Source organism: Burkholderia sp. Ac-20349, from assembly GCF_017104865.1.
Lineage (GTDB): Bacteria > Pseudomonadota > Gammaproteobacteria > Burkholderiales > Burkholderiaceae > Burkholderia > Burkholderia aenigmatica.
Genome location: NZ_JAAGPM010000019.1, coordinates 25,956 through 42,850 on the forward strand (window position 1 = coordinate 25,956; position 16,895 = coordinate 42,850).

Sequence of the window (16,895 nt, forward strand, 5' to 3'; positions counted from 1 at the left end):
GACACGCACCCGCCCGGATTCTGCCCCATGCCAACCGTCATTCAGGCAACGCGACCCTGTCGGGACTGCCAGAAACGGCGCCGCGTATCGCGGCACCTGCGTGCGATGTTCAGCTCCGGCGGCGTCTGCATCGCGCCGGGGAGCCGGAATCGTATGCGGAATGACCCGGGCTCCAACTCTAACTGATGTGCGGCAGTTTTGCGCAGACGGGACGTATCGGCACTGACGTGACGAACCGGGGGAAAGGCCGACGAGGAATCGATGACGCATGACGTGCATCATGCGGACGAGACCGACTGGCATGTCGGTCCCGGCGAGCGATGGGCGCGTGAGGTAGCCGCTCCACCCACGACGGATGTGGTGCGTGCCCAAGGGGGCGAACGCCATGACCGGGCGGGACATCCCGCGAATATGGACACGCCCGAATTGATGTCGCCGACTACCGCGACGACGCCGTCATCTACCAGCTTCTGCGCAACCGTCGCTCCGACACGCGAAAGCCGGATAGGCGCGATCGAAACGCACCGTCTCGATTGAGTCCGGCATCGTCCGTCCCGCGCCGCCGCGCCTGACGAATCATGAACGAAACACCGTCCGCTTCACATGGTGTCGAAGCCGAGCGCAGGCGCTTCATGCAACCGCACGTTCAGCGCGACCTCAGCGCCTGCAACCCCAGCGTGAGCGGATTGAGCGGCATCTCCGACGTCCCCATCGAAAAGCTCGTCGCCTTCGTGGGTGCCCCCGGATTACGCATCAGCGCGTGAACGATCCGCTCGCTCGCATGACCGTCGCCGTACGGATTGCTCGCGTGCGCCATGTCCCCGTACGCGCTCTCGCTGTCGAACAGACGCGAGGCCTCCCACACGATCCGCTCCTGATTGGTGCCGACGAGCCGTGCGGTACCGGCCTGGATCGCTTCCGGCCGCTCCGTCGTCTCGCGCGTGACCAGCACCGGCTTGCCCAGTGCCGGCCCTTCTTCCTGAATGCCGCCCGAATCGGTGATGATGAAATGCGCGCGCGACATCAGGAATACGAACGACAGATATTCCTGCGGCTCGATCAGGTAGATGTTCGCCACGTGGCCGAGCCGTGCGCGCGCCGGCTCCCGCACGTTCGGATTCATGTGCAACGGATAGACGAACTGCGCATCGGGATAGCGGTTCGCCAGCGTACACAGCGCATCGCAGAAATTCTGGAACGGCTCACCGAAACTTTCGCGACGATGGCCGGTGATCAGCACCACGCGCCGCGACGGTTCGAGAAACGGAAACTGTCCCGCGACCCGCTCCGTCAGCGCCGCAGTGCAATCGAGCATGCGCTTGACCTCGTGCAGCGCGTCGATCACGGTATTGCCGGTCAGCACGACCGCCCCGCCCGGTACGCCCTCGCTGAGCAGGTTGTCGCGTGCCTGCCCGGTCGGCGCGAAATGCCACGACGACACCGCATCGGTCACGCGGCGATTCAACTCTTCCGGCCACGGCGACCAGATGTCGCCGCTGCGCAAGCCGGCCTCCACGTGCCCGACCGGCAGATAGCGATAGAACGCCGCAAGACTGACCGCGAGCGTGGTCGTCGTATCGCCGTGCACCAGCACGACGTCCGGACGCAATTCGTCGAAGACGATGCCGATCGCCTGCAGAATGCCCGTCGTCACGTCGGTCAGGGTCTGACTTTGGCGCATCACGTTGAGATCGTAGTCGGGTTTGATGTCGAACAGCGTCAGCACCTGATCGAGCATTTCGCGGTGCTGCGCGGTCACGCATACCCTGGCGTCGACACCCGCTTGCGCTTTCAATGCACGCACCAGCGGTGCCATCTTGATGGCCTCCGGGCGAGTCCCGAACACAAGCAAAATCTTCTTCATCGTTATCCTCGTTGAGCCATTTCGCGCTGAATGACCCTGCCCGTGGCGCGAAGCATGTATTCAGGCGGCACCTCCCGTACTCGCACACGATCGACACGTTGCGATGTCGCGGAGCGAGCGCGCCGCCCGGTCCGCGTGGTCTACGCCACGCGAATCGTCGTACTACCGGCGTCCCGTTGCACTTGATCAGTCACGTCATGAGTCGTTCCTCGCTGAGCCTGGCGTCACGTCTGTTGTTCACTTCCCTTCCACACCACTACAGCAATATTCAAACCAGCCGCCCTGCAGCCGTGTGCGGTTCACACTGCGTGCACTGCGCACACGCGGCGCACGACGGAATGTTTCACAACTGCTACGCGTGTCGCAGCGCCGGATACACGCGATACAGGCACCTATCCGGGCAGTCGCGTGGTTCCCTCGGCGACGTCGTCCGACGAATCGCGACCCCATGTCGAGCGTTCATCGCGCATCGCATCTCACGCATCTGTCGAAGCGCGTTGCGCTTCCTTGATCCGCCACTTTTGTCTGTGCAGCGAGCGGTGCCATCGACCCCTCGGCCGCAGTCATGCACGAGGGATTTACCCGGCGTGCAACGTCGTTCACGTCGCACGAATCAAGAGGGTGGGAAATGTTGCGAATGTGTAACGCGGGTCCGGAACGGGGCGTGCGGCATCAGATTCCGGTCCATGAAACGCATGCGCCCTCATGGAACACAGCGACATTCCGGCCGATGCACACGCAACGAACGACGCGATGCACGTCACCGAGCGGAGTCGTGCTGCCGAGGTCGCACAGGTTCGGCAGACAATTCGCTCGACGCATGACGCTTACGGGCCGTAACGCCGATCGCGCTCGGGTATTCGGCCCGTGCACGCTGATTCTTCGATGAATCAAAATCCGCCGCCTCCGTCCGCGCCAAGCATCCGGACGCCACCCCCGCCCCTTGCTGCGCGCGGCATCTCGGCCGATGGCTCACGCCTTGCTTAATGACAGTCAGGTGTGCCCCGAAGCGCCCGCCCGACAGCGGACGAACGGGGACGCCCAAGCAACGAAGCAGGAACGAAACGCAACGCGTCCGCCTGGAGCGACAGACAAGCGCTCCTGCGTGCCGAACGTGCCGACGTGTCCTGTTGAAGTACGCGCGATCCGCGAGCCTGGTTCCGGCTCCGCTGTAAAGAACCGGCCCGTGAACGCAGCTATCGGTACCCGCCTCGGGTTCACCCGCGCCACGGTGAACCGAGCCACAACGTCGACGCGCTCGCCAGGTGCGACGCGGCCAACGCCGCGCCCGGCGACGATTGAACAGGACCGCCGCGCAGGCGCCCAAGACCATGAACCGGCCCGCGCTTTGCCCGACCTTACGCTCGCGCGTAGCGGCCACCGTCGCGCTGTGCCGCCTGTGGCACGTCGCCTGCTGTATCGCCGCGTGTGGCTTCGCGCTGCACGCGAGCGCCGCCGAACTCCGGCTCAACGGGATGTACCAGCGTACCGACGGCGCGATCACCGTGCGCCAGAACGGCGTCGGCATCGACCCGTATTTCGCGGCGAAAGCGCTGCTCGCCGCGTCCGACGCGCAGCTCGACGCCCGTCAGGCTGCACTCGCGTGGATCGCATGGTTGCTGCCGCGCCAGCGTCCGGATGGCGGGTTCGATCGCTACTGCGTGAAGAACAGCCGCTACCGCGCATGTGCCGACGCGGAAACCGACGACGCGATGATGGCGACCTGGATCGAACTGCTCGCCCGTTTCGCGCCACCTGACGGCTTGCCTGCCGCGTGGGAACTGAGCATGAACCGGGCCGGCCTGCATCTGGACACGCTGCTCGACAAACCCTCCGGCGTCTATCAGATCTCGTCGTCACTGCACGTCGCGTTGCTGATGGACAACGTCGAGATACACAGCGCGTTCCAGGCACTCTCGGCGTACTACGTCCGGCGCGCCGACTACACGCACGCGGGCCCTTGGAGCCAGCGCGCCGACCGGCTGGCATCCGCGATCCTGAAGGTGTTCTGGCGCGGCACGGAATTCGGCTTTCGCGCCAGCACGCAGCAGGTCAGCGACACGAGTTTCTATCCTGCGAAGATTGCGCAGATCCTTCCGCTTCTGTCAGATATTCAGGTTCCCGAACAATCCGGCGAGACGATCTACGCGCAGTGGATGAGGAAGTACGGCAAGAGCTGGCCGCAACTCGCCGACACCGATTATCCGTGGGGCTTGATCGCGCTGGTCGCGGTCAAGATGAACGATTGGGGCACGGTCGCCTGCTGGCAAGCGCGATCAGCGCCATACCGGCACGGCGCACACTGGAACGTACTGGAGGAGTCGCTTTATCTGGCATTCGAAAAACGGATGGCCGCCCCCGTCATCCCCGCTCGATGCGGATTCACGACGGCAGCGGCAACGGCGACCGCATCGCGCTGACGCAACGGTGCGCGCGGTCCATGATGGCTACAAGGGAAGGAGACGTGTCATGTGTGGCATCGTCGGCGCGGTCGCGCAACGGGACATCGTCCCGATTCTGATTGAAGGTTTGCGTCGTCTCGAATATCGCGGCTACGACTCATGCGGCGTGGCGACGGTCGTCGACGGCCAGGCGCGTCGCGAGCGCAGCGTGTCGCGCGTCGCCGACCTCGACGCGCACGTGCGCACCGCCGGCCTGACCGGCAGCACCGGCATCGCGCACACGCGCTGGGCAACGCACGGCGCGCCGGCAACCTGCAACGCGCATCCGATCTTCTCGCGCGATGAAATCGCACTCGTGCACAACGGCATCATCGAGAACCACGAAACGTTGCGCAAGCAACTTTCAGACGAGCATTACGAATTCGATGGCCAGACCGACACCGAAGTCGTCGCGCACCTGATCCACAGCCAGTATCGCGGCGACCTGCTCGCCGCCGTGCGCGCGGCAACGTCGCAGCTTCACGGCGCCTACGCGATCGCCGTATTCAGCAAGCACGAGCCACAACGGCTGATCGGTGCGCGCGTGGGCTCGCCGCTCGTCGTCGGCGTGAAGGACGGCGAATGCTTTCTTGCCTCCGACGCGCTCGCGCTCGCCGGCATCACCGACCGTTTCATCTTCCTCGAGGAAGGCGACATCGTCGAGTTGACGCCGGGCGGCGTGCGCGTGCTCGACCGCGGCGGCGCGCCGGTCGAGCGTGCGGTACAGACCATTTCCTCCGCGCAGGCCGCCGTCGAACTCGGGCCGTACCGGCATTTCATGCAGAAGGAGATTTTCGAGCAACCGCAGGCCGTGGCCGCGACCATCCCGGATGCGGGGCTGTTCGATCCGGCCGTATTCGGCCCCGACGCCGCGCGGGCGTTCGAGCAGATCGACAACGTGCTGATTCTCGCGTGCGGCACGAGTCACTACTCCGGCCTGACCGCGCGCCGCTGGCTCGAAACGATCGCGCGCGTGCCCGCACAGGTCGAGATCGCGAGCGAATACCGTTACAGCGACGCGCTCGCGATGCCGAATACGCTGGTGGTGAGCGTGTCGCAATCCGGCGAGACCGCCGACACGCTCGCCGCGCTCAAGTACGCGCAGGCGCTCGGCCATATCGACACGCTGGCGATCTGCAACGTGCCGACCAGCGCGATGATGCGGCAGACCGGCCTGCGCTTCCTGACGCGGGCCGGCCCGGAAATCGGCGTCGCGTCGACCAAGGCGTTTACGACGCAGCTCGTCGCGCTGTTCATACTCGCGGTCACGCTCGGGCGGCTGCGCGGCTACGTCGACGATGCGCAGCTTGCGCGCTATACGATGCAACTGCGGCGGCTGCCTGGCGCACTCGAGGATGTGCTCGGGCTCGAGCCGCAGATCGAGCGCTGGGCGGCGGAATTCTCGCAGCACGAGAACGCGCTGTTTCTCGGGCGCGGGCTGCACTACCCGATCGCGCTCGAAGGCGCGCTGAAGCTGAAGGAAATTTCGTATATCCACGCGGAGGCGTATCCCGCGGGCGAACTGAAGCATGGGCCGCTGGCGCTCGTGACCCACACGATGCCCGTTGCGACGATCGCGCCGAACGACGCGCTGCTGGAGAAGCTGAAGTCGAACATGCAGGAAGTACGTGCGCGCGGCGGGCAGCTTTACGTGTTCGCCGACGCGGATACGCGGATCGACAACGGCGAAGGTGTGTCGGTGCTGCGGATGCCGGATTACTACGGGCTGTTGTCGCCGATCCTGCATGTCGTGCCGTTGCAGCTGCTCGCGTATCACGCGGCGTGTTTGCGCGGCGCGGATATCGACAAGCCGAGGAATCTGGCGAAATCGGTGACGGTTGAGTGAGGGGGTAACCGGGGCGGACTGGTGAAGGACTTCGAGAAATCTAACTGGCCCGCCCTACACGATTCGAACGTGTGACCTACGGCTTAGAAGGCCGTTGCTCTATCCAACTGAGCTAAGGGCGGTCGGGGAGAAAAGACACGGCCGACACGGACCGCATTTGACGCAGGGCTTCGAGCGACGGCAGAACCGCCAAAACCAAAGCCCCGAAACAAAACGGGCCCGGCATGAAGCCGAGCCCGAAATTATACCCGATCATCGCGTCACATCACGCGAGATGGGCCACCGCGACATCAAACCGGCTGCGGATGCATCATGAACCAGCCGAGGCAGAACACGCCGGCGATCACGCAATACACGCCGAACGAAGCCAGCCGGCCGCGCCCTTCGAAATAGCGCATCAGGAACCGCACGCTCAGGTACGCGGCGATCGCCGTCAGCACGCCGCCGAGCAGCGCATCGGCAAGCTGGTCGCGTGCATGGAACAGCTTCGGCAGCTCGAGCACCCCCGCCGCGAAAATGATCGGCGTACCGAGCAGAAACGAGAATTCCGCGGCCTTCTCCGCCGTCAGCCCCGCGGCATTGCCGGCGATCATCGTCAGCCCGCTGCGCGAGAAACCCGGAATCAGCGCGCCGATCTGCGCGAGACCCACGAAGAACGCCTGCTTGAACGTCATCTTCTCGGGCGCCTGATGCGCGCGGCTGCGCTGGATGCGATCGCCGAGCCACAGCAGCACGCCGTTCACGATCAGCGCGATCGCGACGATCCGCAGGTCGTGGAACACGCGTTCGATGCGCTTCTCGAGGAGCAGCCCGACGATGCCGGTCGGAATCGTACCGATGATGAGCGCCCACATCAGGTGCCCGTCGTCGTTCTTGCGGCCGCCGAGCTGCGCGAAGAAGCCGCTGATCAGCGCGATCCAGCGCGCGCGGAAATACCACAGCAGCGCCAGCGCGGTACCAAGGTGCAGCGCAACGAGGAACGGCAGCAGTTGCGGCGCGTGCTTGTCGATATGCATGCCGAACAGTGCCGGCACGAGCAGCGTATGGCCAAGGCTGCTGACGGGAAAGAGTTCGGTGACGCCCTGCAGGACGCTCAGGAATACCAGAAACCAGAGACTCACGCGTCGGTCCTTTTAGTCGAGATTAAGCGGGAAGAAAGACGGACGACGCGATGCGCGTCCGAAAAAACGCGCCCCGATTATGCCGAGCCAGGATTACTGCGCCAAGGCATTTGGCAGGTTATTGCGGCCATGCACACAAACGCTTGCAATTTGTAAGCACACAGAAAGCAAAAAGCCCGCCATTTGCATGGCGGGCCTTTCGACTTCGGCAGGAATTGCCGTCAGCGGCCGAGCTGATAGAAAAATAATACCGTGCTGCCGGTGAACATGCCGAACAGTGCGATACCCATTGCCATTGCCAGATCCATGGCCCCCTCCACGAAGTGTCATGACCCGGCAACCTCACCGGTTTAGAGGCATTATCCCGACCGTTGACAGTCTTAAAAACTCGCGATTTCCCGAGAAGGGTTTTCCCCGAGCCGCCACGGCCCGATAATGGAGCGCGCCGTTCCCGTCCACCCGCCCAACCCGATTCGCCATGCCGACCTTCCAGCAACACGAGATTCACGAACTTCACGCCGGCCCGTCGCTCGTCCGGGTCGCTCCGCAATTCGGCGGCCGCCTGCTGTCCTGGCATGTCGACGGCGAACCGGTGATCTTCTGGCCCGAAACGGCCGACTGGAGCAATCTTGCGCGCGTGCGCGGCGGCAACCCGCTGCTGTTCCCGTTCCTCGGCCGTCACCGCGTCGACGGCGAACTCGGCCGCTGGCGCGACGCCGCCGGCGTGGTGCGCGACCTGCCGATGCACGGCTTTGCGCGCGACCTGCCGTTCGCCGCGCAACCGTCGGCCGATGGCGCCGCGTTGTCGATGACGCTCGACGCGACCGACGCGCTGCGGGCGAGTTACCCGTTCGACTTCCGGTTCGAAACGACCTACCGGCTGGCCGACGCGCACACGCTCGAAGTCGCCCTGACGACGACCAATCGCGGCGACACGCCGCTGCCCTACTACGCCGGCCATCATTTCTATTTCGCGCTGCCGCACGGCGAGCGCGCCGAAACCACGCTCGAACTGCCGCCGACGCATCGTTGCGCACAGCTCCCGGACGGTTCGATCAGTACGGCCGAACCGGGCGAAGCCCGCTATCGCCTCGACAACCCGGACATTCTCGACCGCTTCCACTGCCTCGACGGCGCGCCGGCCACGCCGGTGCGCATCGTGATGCCGGGCCGCCGCCGCACGATCGAGATCGCGCTCGACGTGCCGGACTCGATCCCGTGGTACGCGGTCACGACCTGGACCGAAAAGCCGGATTCGGACTTCTACTGTGTCGAACCGTGGCTCGGGCTGCCGGATGCGATCCACAACGGCCTCGGGCTGCGCATGCTCGCGCCGGGCGCGACCGAAACGGCCACGCTGAGGATTCGCGTCCTCCCGCTCGCCGGCTGATACGCCCGCCGAGACGTCAATACGCAGCGCGCCGAACCGGCGCGCGACGGCCCCGGCAACGGCCCAAACTGCGGTGCGCGGGTCGAACCCGTTAAAATCGGACGTTTTGTGTTGCCTGCCGCGTCACGAGCGGCAGGGTTTTGCGAGGTTCAATGTTCGGAACAACAACGAAGCGACTCTTCGCAGCCGCCTGCGCCGCCCTGCTCGTCGCGTGCGGCTCCGCGCCTGTCGGCCCCGGGTTCTATCGAGTCGAGCGCGGCGACACGCTCTACAAGATCGCGCGCGATAACCGCACGTCGGTATCGAACATCGTGCGCTGGAACCAGATGACGAACCCCGATGCGATCGAAGTCGGCCAGGTGCTGCGCGTCGCGCCGCCGCCCGGCACGACCACCGCATCGACGCCGTCGACCACCGGTACCGGCAGCGCCGGCCGGGCCCGCCCCGCGCCTTCCGCGCCGGTTGAGTCGGCCGTCAAGCCGGCCACGAGCATCGCGCTGATCTGGCCGGCAGCCGGCAACGTGGTTCGCACGTTCGACGGCTCGAAATCGAAGGGTATCGACATCGCGAACTCGCCGGGCACGCCGGTGGTCGCGGCGGCGCCGGGCGTGGTGGTCTATGCGGGTAACGGGCTGCGCGGCTACGGCAACCTGATCATCCTCAAGCACAACGCCGATTACCTGACCGCCTACGCGCACAACCGCGCGCTGCTGGTGAAGGAAGGCCAGTCGGTCACGCAGGGGCAGTCGATCGCCGAGATGGGCAACAGCGACAGCGATCGCGTCGCGCTGCATTTCGAGGTGCGCTACGGCGGCCGATCGATCGACCCGTCACGCTACCTGCCGGCGCGCTGAGCGCCCGACAGGCGACACGCGATGCCGGCGCGCATCGCGTGCCGTCGCGGCAAACATCGGGAAAGATGGTGTCAGCGCTTGCGCAGACGTCCGGTGAAACGGCCGGACAACGGATCGACGTGACGTGCAAACGCTACCAGCAGGCCGATCCCGATCAGGCTGAACCCCGCAGCTATCAGAAGCAAATCCATGGTCACACACTGTTTTTTCGTGATCTTATGCGTCATTGTGGAATCGTGCACTGAGCCGAGGCTTTCGGACGAGTACGAGGATTCCCTGCCCTCAGACGTCATTGTGGATTCGCCTGCGTGAAACCCTGATGTAAGCTGTCCGCCCGACACCACGCTCGCCCCAGGAGACAACGCGATGCTGCCCGCCACCGACCGCTACGACGACCTGCTCTCCCGCTTCGCGTGGGACGTTCCGGCGCGTTACAACATCGGTGTGGACGTCTGCGACAAATGGGCCGACGGCAGCGGACGCCTCGCGCTGATCCACGAAACGGCGCAAGGCGACGTTTCCCGCCTCACGTTCGACGACCTGAGGAATGCTTCTAACCGGCTCACGAACAGCTTCGTGCGCGCCGGCCTGCGGCGCGGCGACCGCATCGGCATCTTTCTCGCGCAGGGGCCCGAAACGGCGATCGCGCACCTCGCCGCCTACAAGCTCGGCGCGATCGCGGTGCCACTCTTCACGTTGTTCGGCGTCGATGCGCTCGAATACCGGCTCGCGAACAGCGAGGCGGCTGCGCTCGTCACCGACGCGGCCGGCTACGCGAAAATCGCGCCGCTGCGCGCACAGCTGCCGGCATTGCATACCGTCTACTGCATCGGCGACGATGCGCCCGATCAGCCGGGCGTGCTGCGTTACGACACGGCGCTCGCCGCCGAAACGCCCGACTTCGTGCCGGCCGATACGGCTGCCGACGATCCGGCCGTCATCATCTATACGTCCGGCACGACGGGCAAACCGAAAGGCGCGCTGCACGCGCATCGCGTGCTGCTGGGCCACCTGCCGGGCGTGGAGATGTCGCAGCAGTGCTTCCCGCGCGATGCACGCCTGTTCTGGACACCCGCCGACTGGGCATGGATCGGCGGCCTGCTCGACGTGCTGCTGCCGTCATGGCATCACGGCGTGCCCGTGCTCGCCCGCCGCTTCGAGAAATTCGACGGCGACGCGGCCTTCGCGCTGATGGCACGGCACGGCGTCACCCACGCGTTCCTGCCGCCCACTGCGCTGAAGCTGATGCGCACCGTCGAGGCACCGCGCGAACGCTACGCGCTGTCGCTGAAATCGGTCGCGAGCGGCGGCGAGTCGCTCGGCACCGAGCTGACGGCCTGGGGGCGCGACGCGCTCGGCGTGACGATCAACGAGTTCTACGGGCAAACCGAGTGCAACATGGTGCTGTCGTCGTGTGCGGCGCTGTTCGACGCGCAGCCCGGCGCAATCGGCAAGGCCGTGCCCGGCCATGCGGTCGCGATCGTCGACGCGGACGGCACGCCGCTGCCGCCCGGCGTCGAAGGGCACATCGCGGTGCGCCGCCCCGACCCGGTGATGTTCCTCGAATACTGGCGCAACGCCGACGCGACGCGCGACAAGTTCGCGGGCGACTACCTGCTCACCGGCGATACGGGCATGATCGACGCCGACGGTTTCGTACGCTTCGTCGGCCGCGACGACGACGTGATCACGAGTGCCGGCTACCGGATCGGCCCGGGCCCGATCGAGGATTGCCTGCTCACGCATCCGGCGGTGCGGATGGCGGCCGTCGTCGGCGTCCCCGACGCGACGCGTACCGAGATCGTCAAGGCATTCGTCGTGCTGAATCCCGGCCACACCGGCGACGATGCGCTCGTTCAGGCACTGCAGGCGCACGTGCGCACGCGCCTCGCCGCGCACGAGTATCCGCGCGCGATCGCGTTCGTCGACAGCCTGCCGATGACCGCAACCGGCAAGATCGTGCGCCGCGCGCTGCGCGACGCGTAAGCCGGCCGCCACCCGCGCCGCCCGCCCGGCCGGATGGTTTATAGTGGCGCCACCACGCAGTCTTTCCAAAAAAATCGATGTCCTCTGATCACCACTCCGACGCGGGTGCGTCGCACAGCCCGCTCTACGCCAAACTCCTCGGCGAAACCGCCAAGATCGACTGGTGCGATCTCGAACGCTTCTTCGCGCAGGGCAAGCTGCTGTCCGTTGCACGCGACCTCGATCTCGTCAGCGTCGCGGAAGCGGTTGCCGACGACGATGCCGAACAGGTCACGCGCTGGCTGTCGTCGGGCCTCGTCGCGCGCATGCCGGCCGAAACCGCCGCCGACTATGCGGCGCGCAATCCGGAGCTGTGGGCGGTCGTCGTCTCGCCGTGGGTCTGCGTGCAGGAACGCGCCTGACGCGTCCGCCATGTCCGAATCCGCGTTACCGCACGGCACCGGCTCGGCCGCCTCGGCCACCGTCACGCACCGGCGCGTCCTTGCACTCGCGTTCCCGATCGTCCTTGCGAACCTGACCCAGCCGATTCTCGGTGCCGTCGACACGGCCGTCGCCGGCCACCTCGACGGCGCGCAGTATCTCGGCGGCGTCGCGCTCGGCGGGCTGTTCTTCAATTTCGTGTTTTGGGGGTTCGGTTTCCTGCGGATGGGGACGACCGGCCTCGTCGCGCAGGCGCACGGTGCCGGCGATGCCGCCGGGATCCGCCTGAACCTGCTGCGCGCGTTGATCGTCGCGTTCGCGCTCGGCGCCGCGGTGCTGGCGCTGCAGGTGCCGCTGCTCTCATTTGCGCTGTCCGCGCTCGGCGGCAGCGATGCCGTCCGCGCGACGGCGCTTGCCTACAGTCACGCGCGGATCTGGAGCGCGCCGTTCGCGCTCGCGAACTACGTCGTGCTCGGCTACCTGCTCGGCATGCAGCGCGTGCGGCTCGCGCTCGTCGCGCAGGTGTTCATCAACGCAGTGAACATCGGCGCCGTGCTGCTCTACGTCTACGGCTTCGGCTGGGGCATCGCCGGCATCGGCGCGGCGACCGCCACCGCGGACGCATGCGGCTTCGCGCTCGGCGCATGGATCCTGTGGCGGTTGCGGCCGCGCGACCTCGCCCCGATCGTCGCGCGTGCGCTCGCCGACCGCGTCGCGCTCAAGCGGCTGATCGCGCTCAATCGCGACATCTTCCTGCGCACGCTGTGCCTGCTCGGCGCATTCGGCTGGTTCGCGCACCTCGGTGCAAAACAGGGCGATGCAACGCTCGCGGCAAACGCGCTGCTACTGAATTTCCAGACGTTCATGGCGTACGGCCTCGACGGCTTCGCGCATGCGGCCGAGGCGCTCGTCGGTGCGGCGGCCGGCGCGCGCGACCGCCGCGCCTTCCGGCAGGCGGTGCGCGTCACGCTGTTCTGGTCGGCGCTCGGCGCGCTGCTGTTCGCGCTCGTGTACTGGGCCGCCGGCGGCTGGATCATCGCGCGCCTGACCGACCAGGCCGAGATCCGCGACGTTGCGCTGCGCTACCTGCCGTGGGCCGCGATTTCGCCGATCGTGTCGGTCTGGGGCTTCCTGCTCGACGGCGTCTTCATCGGCGCCACGCAAACGCAATCGCTGATGCGCGCCATGGTCGCGTCATTCTCGATCTTCGTCGTGGCCACACTCGCGGCCGTCGGCACGTTCGGCAATCACGGCCTCTGGTTCGCGCTGCTGCTGTTCATGGCCGCACGCGGTGCGACGCTGGCGCGCTACCTGCCGGGGCTGTTGCGGCACATCGGCACCGACGCGCCCGCGGCCCGCGCCTGACGGCGGGCCGAACCGGCCGTTACTGCGCGGGTTTCGGCGGCGGCGCGTCGAGCATCGACGGCGGCGTCATGTCGGTCGGCACACCGTGATAGTCGGCCGGATCTTCCGGCGGATGGCCGCGACGGGCCTGATGCGGATCGCTGGTACAGGCGGCGAGGAAAGATGCGGCCAGCACGGCCAGCATGAAACGGGTCATCGGGTATGGCTCCGGAAAGCGGCGCGCCCATCGCACGCCGGGACCGCGCCGAGTCTAGCGGAAATCCTGCTTCGGAGTCGTGCCGCGCATGTCCTACTATGTACGCATGGCGCTGTGCCGTGGAAAGGAGGCTGCCATGTCGTCTGAAGAAATTGCCGGCCTGATCGGCCTGTTCGTCGGTCTGATGGTGCTTGTCGCCCTGTCGTTCTTCGAGTCGCGCGAATACAAGCGCAGCCATGACGGCGAAGGGATGATCCACCACTGGATGGCCGAACACCACCTGCTCGACTGGCGGCGCAAGCACTAAGCGCGCCGCTGCCGTCCGGCCCTACTCCGGGCCGTTCGCGAACGTGCCTTTCGCGGCACGCTGGTGATCGCGTATCGCCGAAATTAACAGGGTCCGACTTACACACATCGATCAGATGGACGAACGCCGCCGCGCGGCTCGTGCCACGCGACGGCGTTCGCTTGCGCGCGCCCGGACGGGCGCGATGCGGTTCAGACGGCTCAGCCCAGGAAGTGGCGGGCGTAGCGCGCGTTGATGTCGGAGAGTCGGAACAGCGTCAGGAAATCCGCGCAGTTGAAATCGGGATCCCAGGCCGGTGCACCGCAGATCTTCGCGCCGAGACGCAGGTAACCCTTGATCAGCGGCGGCGGCGCCACGACGGTGCCCGTCTGCAATTCGTCGACCGGCAGGGCCGTATGCGGGAACGCGCGATACTCGGGCGCCGTCAGCGAGCCTGCCGACAGCGACTGGTACAGGTTCGCCGCATAGTGGCCACCGTCGGCCATCGACACGCTCGCGCAGCCGAGCATCGTCTCGTAGCCGTTCTGCATCATGTATGCGCCGAGGCCACCCCACAGCGCCATGATGACGGCGCCGCTACGGTAGTCGCTGTGCACGCACGAGCGGCCGACCTCGACCATCTTGCCGCGCAGGTGCGTGAGACGCGACAGGTCGAATTCGCCTTCGGCGTACAGGCGGCCGACCCGCGCGGCCTGGTGCGGCGGCAGCACGCGGTACGTGCCGACGACTTTCAACGTGTCGAGATCGCGGACCAGCAGGTGGTCGCAGTACGCATCGAACGGATCGACGTCGAGACCGGAGGGGCCGCTGACCTGCGCGCCCATCTCTTCGGCGAACACGCTGTAACGCAGGCGCTGGGCTTCGCGCAATTCGTCTTCCGTACGCGCCCACGCGGCGCGCAGGCGATACTCCGATGTGACGGTTTCAGCAGCGCGCGGCAGGTGGCGCCGCGACGTGTCGAGGGGCAGCGAGGCAAAAGGGAGCGTAGGCGTCGGCAGTTCTCGCATTAGGCTTTCCTGGTCGTAAGGAATAGGACGACATGCCCGCCAATGTAGTAATCGGCCGTGACCGTTATGTGGCACGACCATGTCCTTTCAATGACGTGTCGCCGAATTGACTTTAGCAGAAAGCTTGCGAAACCGTATGACGAATCCCTACAAAGCGCTTCAGGCGGGCCTCACACCAGGTCGGGCGTCAATACCGCCCGCAGCACGGCCTGCCGGCTGCCGTCGCGCGTGCGGCTCGCGAGCCACACGATTCCGCCCTTCTTGACGCTCCAGCTGTCGTCGTCGCCGGCGATCAGCTGAGCGGCGACGCTGCCGAGCGTCGGCTGATGCCCGACGATCACGACCGTCGGCGCGATCCCTTCCGGCCAGCCGGCCGCCGCCAGCACGTCGTCGACACTGCCGCCCGGCGCGAGCGCGTCGACCGTCCGGTACTGGTCGGTCAGTGCCTCGACGGTCTGCACGGTGCGGGCCGCCGGGCTCGCGAGGATCACGGTATTCGTCTCGAGCCGGCCACGCAGCCATTTGGCCATCGCCTGCGCGTCCTTGCGGCCACGAACGGTCAACTGGCGCGCGAGATCGCTCGTCGCGTAGTCTTCGGCTTCGGCGTGGCGCCACAGGATCAGGTTCATCATGATGTTCTCCTTGCTTCGGCGAGCGGCCCCGCGCCCATGCGTCCGGGCCGGCCGATTACCGTGCGAATTGTCGCAAACTCGGCCGGTTCGCCGCCGCGGCATTTACCCGCATATCGCGATTGACCTGATCATTCATTCAACGCTATACTCTTTGGCTCGTCGGAGCGTAGCGCAGCCTGGTAGCGCATCTGATTTGGGATCAGAGGGTCGTAGGTTCGAATCCTATCGCTCCGACCAAAGGAATCAAGGGGTTACGGTTAACACCGTAGCCCCTTTTCCATTTCCGGGCCCTTGAAACGCCGATCGGGATTCCCGCCTCGCCTCAATCCATTGTAGGGATCCATTGGGGCGTCGATGCTACAACGCCCCCTCCGGCGGACACTTTTCGACGGTCAGCGCGAAGCAAACGGCTTGCGGCCTTTCGCTTTCAATGCAGCATTGATATCGGCCCGCGTATTCACGGTACGGCCGTCCACCACGCAATCCGATTGCACGGGCCTCGCGCCGGCAGCAAATCCGACACCGCCGAGACTGATCGCCACCCATTGCGGGTGACGGTTTTCCAGCGCGAACGTCATGATCCCGGCCTGGTCGTCCGTCAATATCAAGCCGCCGTCCTTTTCCGCCAGTGCAACGCACAAGAACGCGGCGTCACGGTCTTTCAGCAGATCGACGACGACATAGCGATAGTCCTTCAGGTTCGGATCGCGGTCGTTCAGCCGATGGACGGCTGCCAGGATCTGCGCGCGGTCGGGGTCACGCGTGTCGAGATCTCGCGCATGCGCCGCAGTCACCGAGGTCACGGCCAGGATCAATGCGCATGCGGCAAGTCGGGATAACTTCATCGTCGGTCAGGTTCGTGGAAAGACAGATTGGAAAGCATCGAGCGCCCGCCTGGTCGGCCCGTCGGTTTGCCGACGGCATACGGCCAACGAGCCACCCGCAGCTCGCACACGGCGCTCACCGGAACACGCGATAATGCGCGTGGACAACCTGCATCCGCGCATGAAAAACAACATTCTCAAGACCGCCCTCTGCGCATCGCTGCTCGCACTGGCAACCTGCGGCTCCGCGTCGGCCAAGGCACTCGACGACGCGCTCGACTGCCATTCGACCGGCCACAAGTTCGTCGCGCCGCTGCTCGCCGCCGGCGACATCCAGTCGGAGCCGATGCACGTCGAATCGAACTCGGTCAATGCATTCCGCACGAGCCACTCGCTGACCGCGTACGGCTTCGGCGTGTATGTCGTACTCGGTTACCAGGCGAACGACCCGATCTTCCGAACGGGCGATGGCACGCCGATCGGCGACTGGGCCTACGGTGTCGTCGTGCGCGGCACGAAGAGCGCGGTGGAGGACGCGGTGCGCAAGGCAGGCAGCGACGCGACCGTCAGGCAGGCGTTTCCGTTCCTGACTGCGATCGTCTGCTCGTCGGACTGAGCGGCCGTCAGGACGATCGAGCGGCT

At 66.0% G+C, this 16,895-nt stretch carries 17 protein-coding genes and 2 tRNA genes; 11 read left to right on the forward strand and 8 right to left on the reverse strand.

Annotation, left to right across the window (positions count from 1 at the left end):
* Positions 1 to 261: 261 nt before the first annotated feature.
* Positions 262 to 537, forward strand: a complete 276-nt coding sequence (locus G3N61_RS09760; protein WP_143330983.1) for a hypothetical protein — start codon at positions 262 to 264, stop codon at positions 535 to 537.
* A gap of 109 nt (positions 538 to 646) precedes the next feature.
* Here the strand turns inward: G3N61_RS09760 and wecB are convergent, their stop codons facing one another.
* Positions 647 to 1,864 (reverse strand): UDP-N-acetylglucosamine 2-epimerase (non-hydrolyzing), encoded by a 1,218-nt coding sequence (gene wecB, locus G3N61_RS09765; RefSeq protein ID WP_043182337.1) that lies wholly within the window; start codon positions 1,862 to 1,864, stop codon positions 647 to 649.
* A 1,331-nt stretch (positions 1,865 to 3,195) separates the two neighbouring features.
* Here wecB and G3N61_RS09770 point away from each other — a divergent pair.
* A complete protein-coding gene (locus G3N61_RS09770; RefSeq protein ID WP_205822293.1) occupies positions 3,196 to 4,284 on the forward strand; it encodes a hypothetical protein in 1,089 nt (362 codons plus the stop codon).
* 49 nt (positions 4,285 to 4,333) lie between these two features.
* On the forward strand, positions 4,334 to 6,151 hold the full coding sequence (glmS, locus tag G3N61_RS09775) for a glutamine--fructose-6-phosphate transaminase (isomerizing) (RefSeq protein WP_205822294.1): 1,818 nt from the start codon (positions 4,334 to 4,336) through the stop codon (positions 6,149 to 6,151).
* Positions 6,152 to 6,196: 45 nt separating this feature from the next.
* Here glmS and G3N61_RS09780 read toward each other — a convergent pair.
* Together G3N61_RS09780 and G3N61_RS09785 are read right to left on the reverse strand one after the other, a co-directional pair.
* Positions 6,197 to 6,273: transfer RNA gene (locus G3N61_RS09780), tRNA-Arg, on the reverse strand.
* A gap of 168 nt (positions 6,274 to 6,441) precedes the next feature.
* The gene (locus tag G3N61_RS09785) at positions 6,442 to 7,272 is read right to left on the reverse strand and encodes an undecaprenyl-diphosphate phosphatase (protein WP_043182315.1); all 831 of its coding nucleotides are present in this window, start codon (positions 7,270 to 7,272) and stop codon (positions 6,442 to 6,444) included.
* Positions 7,273 to 7,750: 478 nt separating this feature from the next.
* Between G3N61_RS09785 and G3N61_RS09790 the strand changes: the two genes are divergently transcribed.
* Complete coding sequence (locus G3N61_RS09790) at positions 7,751 to 8,662, forward strand: aldose epimerase (protein WP_089450254.1); 912 nt, start codon at positions 7,751 to 7,753, stop codon at positions 8,660 to 8,662.
* Between the two features lie 152 nt (positions 8,663 to 8,814).
* On the forward strand, positions 8,815 to 9,516 hold the full coding sequence (locus G3N61_RS09795; RefSeq protein WP_043182311.1) for a peptidoglycan DD-metalloendopeptidase family protein: 702 nt from the start codon (positions 8,815 to 8,817) through the stop codon (positions 9,514 to 9,516).
* Between the two features lie 71 nt (positions 9,517 to 9,587).
* Here the strand turns inward: G3N61_RS09795 and G3N61_RS09800 are convergent, their stop codons facing one another.
* On the reverse strand, positions 9,588 to 9,743 hold the full coding sequence (locus G3N61_RS09800) for a hypothetical protein (protein WP_155291875.1): 156 nt from the start codon (positions 9,741 to 9,743) through the stop codon (positions 9,588 to 9,590).
* A 139-nt stretch (positions 9,744 to 9,882) separates the two neighbouring features.
* Here G3N61_RS09800 and G3N61_RS09805 point away from each other — a divergent pair, with 139 nt between their 5' ends.
* The 3 genes from G3N61_RS09805 to G3N61_RS09815 all read left to right on the forward strand — a co-directional run bounded on the left by G3N61_RS09805 (position 9,883) and on the right by G3N61_RS09815 (position 13,287).
* Complete coding sequence (locus tag G3N61_RS09805; RefSeq protein ID WP_205822295.1) at positions 9,883 to 11,502, forward strand: acyl-CoA synthetase; 1,620 nt, start codon at positions 9,883 to 9,885, stop codon at positions 11,500 to 11,502.
* Positions 11,503 to 11,579: 77 nt separating this feature from the next.
* Positions 11,580 to 11,903: a DUF2288 domain-containing protein gene (locus G3N61_RS09810; RefSeq protein ID WP_043182308.1), complete on the forward strand. Its 324-nt coding sequence runs from the start codon at positions 11,580 to 11,582 to the stop codon at positions 11,901 to 11,903.
* A 10-nt stretch (positions 11,904 to 11,913) separates the two neighbouring features.
* A complete protein-coding gene (locus G3N61_RS09815; protein ID WP_205822296.1) occupies positions 11,914 to 13,287 on the forward strand; it encodes an MATE family efflux transporter in 1,374 nt (457 codons plus the stop codon).
* A 19-nt stretch (positions 13,288 to 13,306) separates the two neighbouring features.
* Here the strand turns inward: G3N61_RS09815 and G3N61_RS09820 are convergent, their stop codons facing one another.
* Positions 13,307 to 13,483 carry a hypothetical protein gene (locus G3N61_RS09820; RefSeq protein ID WP_205822297.1) on the reverse strand — a complete coding sequence of 59 codons (177 nt, stop codon included), beginning with the start codon at positions 13,481 to 13,483 and terminating at the stop codon, positions 13,307 to 13,309.
* A 136-nt stretch (positions 13,484 to 13,619) separates the two neighbouring features.
* Here G3N61_RS09820 and G3N61_RS09825 point away from each other — a divergent pair, with 136 nt between their 5' ends.
* On the forward strand, positions 13,620 to 13,790 hold the full coding sequence (locus G3N61_RS09825; protein ID WP_175023996.1) for a hypothetical protein: 171 nt from the start codon (positions 13,620 to 13,622) through the stop codon (positions 13,788 to 13,790).
* Positions 13,791 to 13,990: 200 nt separating this feature from the next.
* Here G3N61_RS09825 and G3N61_RS09830 read toward each other — a convergent pair whose 3' ends face one another.
* Together G3N61_RS09830 and sixA are read right to left on the reverse strand one after the other, a co-directional pair.
* Positions 13,991 to 14,797: a GNAT family N-acyltransferase gene (locus tag G3N61_RS09830; RefSeq protein ID WP_011351620.1), complete on the reverse strand. Its 807-nt coding sequence runs from the start codon at positions 14,795 to 14,797 to the stop codon at positions 13,991 to 13,993.
* Between the two features lie 170 nt (positions 14,798 to 14,967).
* Complete coding sequence (gene sixA / locus G3N61_RS09835; RefSeq protein ID WP_043182305.1) at positions 14,968 to 15,429, reverse strand: phosphohistidine phosphatase SixA; 462 nt, start codon at positions 15,427 to 15,429, stop codon at positions 14,968 to 14,970.
* A gap of 160 nt (positions 15,430 to 15,589) precedes the next feature.
* Here sixA and G3N61_RS09840 point away from each other — a divergent pair.
* Positions 15,590 to 15,666, forward strand: a tRNA-Pro gene (locus G3N61_RS09840).
* A gap of 155 nt (positions 15,667 to 15,821) precedes the next feature.
* Here G3N61_RS09840 and G3N61_RS09845 read toward each other — a convergent pair.
* Positions 15,822 to 16,244, reverse strand: a complete 423-nt coding sequence (locus G3N61_RS09845; RefSeq protein WP_205822298.1) for a hypothetical protein — start codon at positions 16,242 to 16,244, stop codon at positions 15,822 to 15,824.
* A 190-nt stretch (positions 16,245 to 16,434) separates the two neighbouring features.
* Between G3N61_RS09845 and G3N61_RS09850 the strand changes: the two genes are divergently transcribed.
* Positions 16,435 to 16,869 (forward strand): hypothetical protein, encoded by a 435-nt coding sequence (locus G3N61_RS09850; RefSeq protein ID WP_205822299.1) that lies wholly within the window; start codon positions 16,435 to 16,437, stop codon positions 16,867 to 16,869.
* Positions 16,870 to 16,895: the final 26 nt, after the last annotated feature.

Coding starts and splice junctions, on each gene's coding strand:
- G3N61_RS09810 (WP_043182308.1), top strand. CDS start 11,580: ATGTCCTCTGATCACCACTCCGACGCGGGTGCGTCGCACAGCCCGCTC.
- sixA (WP_043182305.1), bottom strand. CDS start 15,429: ATGATGAACCTGATCCTGTGGCGCCACGCCGAAGCCGAAGACTACGCG.
- glmS (WP_205822294.1), top strand. CDS start 4,334: ATGTGTGGCATCGTCGGCGCGGTCGCGCAACGGGACATCGTCCCGATT.
- G3N61_RS09825 (WP_175023996.1), top strand. CDS start 13,620: ATGTCGTCTGAAGAAATTGCCGGCCTGATCGGCCTGTTCGTCGGTCTG.
- G3N61_RS09820 (WP_205822297.1), bottom strand. CDS start 13,483: ATGACCCGTTTCATGCTGGCCGTGCTGGCCGCATCTTTCCTCGCCGCC.
- wecB (WP_043182337.1), bottom strand. CDS start 1,864: ATGAAGAAGATTTTGCTTGTGTTCGGGACTCGCCCGGAGGCCATCAAG.
- G3N61_RS09795 (WP_043182311.1), top strand. CDS start 8,815: ATGTTCGGAACAACAACGAAGCGACTCTTCGCAGCCGCCTGCGCCGCC.
- G3N61_RS09790 (WP_089450254.1), top strand. CDS start 7,751: ATGCCGACCTTCCAGCAACACGAGATTCACGAACTTCACGCCGGCCCG.
- G3N61_RS09815 (WP_205822296.1), top strand. CDS start 11,914: ATGTCCGAATCCGCGTTACCGCACGGCACCGGCTCGGCCGCCTCGGCC.
- G3N61_RS09850 (WP_205822299.1), top strand. CDS start 16,435: ATGAAAAACAACATTCTCAAGACCGCCCTCTGCGCATCGCTGCTCGCA.
- G3N61_RS09800 (WP_155291875.1), bottom strand. CDS start 9,743: ATGACGCATAAGATCACGAAAAAACAGTGTGTGACCATGGATTTGCTT.
- G3N61_RS09830 (WP_011351620.1), bottom strand. CDS start 14,797: ATGCGAGAACTGCCGACGCCTACGCTCCCTTTTGCCTCGCTGCCCCTC.
- G3N61_RS09805 (WP_205822295.1), top strand. CDS start 9,883: ATGCTGCCCGCCACCGACCGCTACGACGACCTGCTCTCCCGCTTCGCG.
- G3N61_RS09770 (WP_205822293.1), top strand. CDS start 3,196: ATGAACCGGCCCGCGCTTTGCCCGACCTTACGCTCGCGCGTAGCGGCC.
- G3N61_RS09760 (WP_143330983.1), top strand. CDS start 262: ATGACGCATGACGTGCATCATGCGGACGAGACCGACTGGCATGTCGGT.